This is a genomic window from Nonomuraea maheshkhaliensis (genome assembly GCF_039529435.1).
In the GTDB taxonomy this organism is placed as follows: Bacteria; Actinomycetota; Actinomycetes; order Streptosporangiales; family Streptosporangiaceae; genus Nonomuraea; species Nonomuraea maheshkhaliensis.
The window spans coordinates 1-3,077 of record NZ_BAAAMU010000277.1; the positions used below are offsets into that span (position 1 = coordinate 1).

1 protein-coding gene is annotated in these 3,077 nt (G+C 75.6%); it reads left to right on the forward strand.

Annotated features, from left to right (window positions below):
* The coding region (locus ABFX54_RS56280; protein ID WP_346115553.1) for an amino acid adenylation domain-containing protein at nucleotides 1-3,077 on the forward strand (3,077 nt) is incomplete at both ends.

Sequence of the window (3,077 nt, forward strand, 5' to 3'; positions counted from 1 at the left end):
GCGGGCCGACCGGCTCGCCCACCACCTCGCCGCCCTCGGCGTCGGCCCGGAATCGGTCGTCGGGCTCTGCCTGCCGCGCGGCGCCGGCATCGTGACCGCGATCCTCGCCGTGTGGAAGGCGGGCGCCGCCTACGTGCCGCTCGACCCCGCCCACCCCGCCGACCGGCTGGCCTTCGCCGTCGCCGACAGCGGCGTGCGGGTGCTGGTCAGCGACGGGGCGGAGGTGGCCGATCAGCTCGGCGCCGCCCACGTCGTACGCCTCGACGATCCGCGCCTGGACGCCCGCCCCGCCACCGAGCTCCCGGAGCGGACCCTGCCCGGCGAGCTGGCGTACGTCATCTACACCTCGGGCTCGACCGGGCGGCCCAAGGGCGTGGCGGTCGAGCACGCGTCCCTCGCGAACCTGGTTTCGGTGTTCGGGCCGCTGATGGACGTCGGCCCGGGCGTGCCGGTGCTGCAGTTCGCCTCGTTCACGTTCGACGCGTCGGTGCTGGACGTGGCGGTGACCCTGGCCCGTGGCGGGACGCTGGTCGTGGCCGGCGCGGCGGAACGCGCGGAGCCGGCCCTGCTGCGCGCGCTCGTCGAGACGGCCGGGGTGCGCTCGGCCAGTGTCGTGCCCTCGCTGCTCGCGGTCCTGGAGACGGGCGACCTGGCCGGCGTCGAGTCGATGGTCGTCGGGTCCGAGCACATGCCGCCCGGCCTGGCGCGGGCCTGGGCGCGGGAGCGGCGGCTCGTCCACGCGTACGGGCCGACCGAGGCCACCGTGATCACCGCGGCCGGCCGGGTGGACCCCGACGGGAACGGCGTGCTGCCGTTCGGCGGGCCGCTGGCCAACACCCGCATGTTCGTGCTGGACGACTACCTGGAGCCGGTGGCCCCCGGCGTGGCGGGCGAGCTGTACATCGCCGGCGCGCAGGTCGCGCGCGGCTACGTGGGCCGCTCGGCGCTGACCGCGGAGCGGTTCGTGGCCTCGCCGTTCGCGACCGGCGAGCGGCTCTACCGCACCGGTGACCTGGTGCGGTGGCCGGGGGCGGGGGGGCTGTTGTCCGCCGGGCCCCCCGACGACCAGGTCAAGGTGCGCGGCGTCCGGATCGAGCCGGACGAGGTGGCGGCCGTCGTCGCCGCCCACCCGGCGGTGGCGCGGGCGGCGGTGGTCGCCCGCGAGGACACGCCCGGCGAGACCCGCCTGGTCGCCTACGTGGTGCCCGCCGCCGGCGAATCGTGCCTGCCGGAGGACGTGCGCGGCTTCACGGCCGGGCGGCTGCCCGAGTACATGGTGCCGTCGGCCGTGGTCGTCCTGGACGAGCTGCCGCTGACCCCGAACGGCAAGCTCGACCGCAAGGCGCTGCCCGCCCCCGAGTACGCCACCGGCGCCGGCCGCCGCCCCGCGAGCGCCCGCGAGGAGCTCGTCTGCGTCGCGTTCGCCGAGGTGCTGGGCCTGCCCGAGGTCGGCGCCGACGACGACTTCTTCACCCTCGGCGGCCACTCCCTGCTGGCCATCCGCCTGGTCGAACGGCTGCGCGAGCGGGGCGTCGAGGTGTCGGTGCGGGCACTGTTCCAGTCACCGACCCCGGCCGGGATCGCCTGGTCGTCGGGCGCGGCGCCGGTCGCGGTGCCGGACAACCTCATCCCGCCCGGCGCGACCGAGATCACCCCGGACATGCTGCCCCTGGTGGATCTGACGACCGACGAGATCGACCGGATCACGGCGACCGTCGAGGGCGGCGCGGCCAACGTCGCCGACGTCTATCCGCTGGCCCCGCTCCAGGAAGGGCTGCTCTTCCACCACCTGCTCGCCGGCGGGGGCGACGACGCGTACGCGCTGCCGACGGTCGCCGAATTCGACAACCGCGACCGGCTCGACGCCTTCCTCGACGCGTTGCAGCGCGTGGTGGACCGCCACGACATCCTCAGAACCGGGATCGTCTGGGACGGGCTGCGCGAACCCGTACAGGTCGTGTGGCGGCGCGCCGCCCTGCCCGTCGAGCAGGTGACCCTCGACCCGGCAGGACCGGACCCGGTGGCCGAGCTGGTGGCGGCCGGCGGGCCGTCGATGGACCTGGGTCGCGCGCCGCTGATCAGGGTGCACACGGCCGCCGCGCCCGGCACCGGCAAGTGGCTCGCGCTGCTCCGCATCCACCACATGGTGCAGGACCACACGGCCAAGGAGGTCCTGCTCGACGAGGTCCGCGCCTTCCTGACCGGGCACGGCGACACCCTGCCCGAGCCGCTCCCGTTCCGCACCTTCGTCGCCCAGGCCCGGGGCGGCGACGACGAGGACGGCCACGCGCGCTACTTCGCGGCGCTGCTCGGCGACGTCACCGAGCCGACCGCGCCGTACGGGGTGACCGACGCCCGCGGCGACGGCGCCGGAGTCGTACGGGCGGAGCTCGGCCTGGCCCCCGACCTGACCGCCCGGCTGCGCGCCGCCGCGCTCCGCATGGGCGTCAGCCCGGCTCCCGTCATGCACGTGGCCTGGGCCAGGGCACTCGCCGCCGTCAGCGGCCGCACCGACGTCGTCTTCGGGACCGTGCTGTTCGGCCGGATGAACGCCGGCGTGGGCTCCGACCGCGTGCCCGGCCCCTTCATGAACACCCTTCCGGTACGCGTGCGCACCGGCGAGCCCGGCGTCCTGGCCGCCGTGTCGGCCATGCGTGACCAGCTCGGCGAGCTGCTGGAGCACGAGCACGCCTCCCTGTCCGTCGCCCAGCGGGCCGGCGGCGTCGCCGGTGACACGCCCCTGTTCACCTCGTTCTTCAACTACCGGCGCGACCCCGGCTCCGACGGCGACCCGTCCGCGCACCGCATCGAGGGCATCCGCACCGTCTACACGCACGACCGCACCAACTACCCGCTGGCCGTGGCCGTCAACGACGACGGCGACAGGCTGACGCTGACCGTGGACGCCGTCGCCCCCATCGACCCTGGCGCGGTGACGCGGCTGCTCCGCACGGCCACGGCCAACCTGGTGTCCGCCCTGGAGACGGCGTTGGACGGCGGGGCCGAGCCGGCGCTGGGCGATGTGGATGTGCTTGATGTGGGTGAGTGGCGGCGGGTGGTGGAGGAGTGGAACGACA